This window comes from Streptomyces sp. NPDC057654 (assembly GCF_042800135.1).
Classification (GTDB): domain Bacteria; phylum Actinomycetota; class Actinomycetes; order Streptomycetales; family Streptomycetaceae; genus Streptomyces.
This window is the reverse complement of sequence record NZ_JBHVHQ010001191.1, coordinates 1-2,008: the sequence shown is the minus strand read 5'-3', so window position 1 is coordinate 2,008 and position 2,008 is coordinate 1. Positions and strand designations below refer to the sequence as shown.

The following is a 2,008-nucleotide window of genomic DNA, read 5'->3' as shown; positions in this document are numbered from 1 at the left end:
GTGCTCCTCAGGCGCGGTGCCCCAGGGTGTCGTCCAGCCAGTCGTAGACCTGGGCGTAGGCGAACCGCTGGCCGCCGGCCTGGCAGTGGGCGTCGGCGCCCAGCTCGGCGGTGAACTCCAGGAACGTCTTGGGGCAGGTGAGGTGCTCGAAGAGCTCTTCCGGCTGGCCCTTGAAGAACACGTCGGTGCTGCCGGAGCAGACCAGGGTCGGGGAGGTGATCTTCTCGGCGACGCCGCCGCCCAGGTTGTAGTCGAGGAATTTGGCGCTGAACTCGCGCGGGGTGGTGCCGCCCATGACGTACATGCCCTGCTCCATGGCCCACCGGATCTTGGGGCTGGCAGCCATGGCCTGCTCCAGGCCGGCGTCGGCCTCGGGGTTCTCGTCCGCGCGGAGCTGCTTTTCGATCTCGGCGCGGTCGCCGGGGAATGCCTCGATCACGGCGGAGGCCATGTCGAAGACGCCGTCGAAGGCGATGACGGCGGCGAGGCGGTGTTCGTAGGCCGCGGCGCGCGGCGCGAGCAGCCCGCCCAGGCTGTTGCCGAACAGGGCGATCCGCTCCGGGTCCACCTCGGAGCGGGTAAGGGCGTAGTCGATGACGGGGGTGACGACCGCTTCCCAGTCGGGGCGGAACACCATGCCGTGGTGGTGGCGGGTGCCCGGCTGCCCCGGACCGTCGAAGGTCAGGACGTTGTAGCCGCGCTCGACGGCCGCGGCGGCGCCGCCGAAGTGCATCTCCTCGGCCGTGCCGTCGAACCCGTTGAACATGAGCACGGTCGGCCGGGCGGCGCCCGAGTCGTCGGGGCGGTAGAAGTAGCCGGGCAGGACGGTGTCCTCGTACGGGATCCCGACCAGCTCGATGGGCGGGGTGAACAGGGCGGCGGCCTCGCGGAAGCAGGCGACCGAGGCGTCGTACGCGGTGAGGATGCGGGGGTCGTCCGGGTTGCCGTGCAGGAAGAACTCGGCGCTGCGGTAGTAGTTCGAGGCCCGCAGGAAGGCGTCGCGGGCGCTGATCCGGTGCCCGCCGTCCTTGGCCTTGCGGGCGACGGCCGCCACGCGCTCGCCCATGGCGAACCACTCGTCGTGCCAGCTGTCGTAGTCACCGGAGGTGATGCGCTCGGCGACGACCGCCGCCTCGCCGAAGTCGCCGCCTCCGTAGGCGCTGTGGCCGAAGACTCGCAGCGTCTCGAACCAGAACTGGCTGTTCTCCGGGAAGAAGACGGGCTTCATGACCCCTCCTAAAAGTTGTTGCGAACTGCGTTAACCATGACGCTAGACCTATGGCAATGACAAACGCAAGCCCCAGCGGCCTTAAGAGTTAGAATGGGGACCATGAAGGAAGAGGAAGAACAAGAGCCGGCCCGCCGGCCGGGCGGCCGCAGCGCCCGCGTCCGCGCGGCCGTGCACCAGGCCGTCATCTCCCTGGTCGCCGAGCGCGGCTACGGCCACTTCACCGTCGGCGAGGTCGCGGCCCGCGCGGGCGTGGCCGACACGAGCGTCTACCGCCGCTGGGGCAATCTGGAGGCCCTGACCACGGACGTCGCGATCTCCTGGCTGACCGCCCAGTCACCGATCCCCGACACCGGCACCCTCAGGGGCGATCTGCACACCTACGCGACCCACGTCGCGCGCGACATCACCGGCCCCGACGGCCTGGCGGTCCTGCGCCTGGTCGTCTCCCTCTCCATGGGCGGCCAGAGCGGCGAGCGGGCCCGCGACGACTTCCTCCTGGAACGCAAGCGCCAGATGGACACCATGCTCGACCGGGCCGGCGCCCGCGGCGAGCGCACGCCGGAGGCCATGGACGTGGTCGACCACATCCTGGCCCCCATGTACGTCCGCGTCCTCTTCGGGGTCTCCCCCTTCACCCCGGAATACGTCGACGAACTCGTCGACCGCCTGCTGCTCCGCCTCCCCGAGGAGGCGTGACCCGGCGAGAACGGGGGCCGGCGGCAGAAGGGCCCGTAGCCGCGAGAGGAGATCGCGGCTACGGGCCCGGTCGTGCGTACG

The 2,008-nt window shown here is 70.5% G+C and carries 2 protein-coding genes; one reads left to right on the top strand and one right to left on the bottom strand.

Annotation, left to right across the window (positions count from 1 at the left end):
- Positions 1-7: 7 nt before the first annotated feature.
- Positions 8-1,228 carry an alpha/beta hydrolase family protein gene (locus ACFU99_RS41900; RefSeq protein WP_384403565.1) on the bottom strand — a complete coding sequence of 407 codons (1,221 nt, stop codon included), beginning with the start codon at positions 1,226-1,228 and terminating at the stop codon, positions 8-10.
- 102 nt (positions 1,229-1,330) lie between these two features.
- On the opposite strand from ACFU99_RS41900, the gene ACFU99_RS41895 reads away from it, so the two are divergent.
- Positions 1,331-1,927: a TetR/AcrR family transcriptional regulator gene (locus ACFU99_RS41895; RefSeq protein WP_384403562.1), complete on the top strand. Its 597-nt coding sequence runs from the start codon at positions 1,331-1,333 to the stop codon at positions 1,925-1,927.
- Positions 1,928-2,008: the final 81 nt, after the last annotated feature.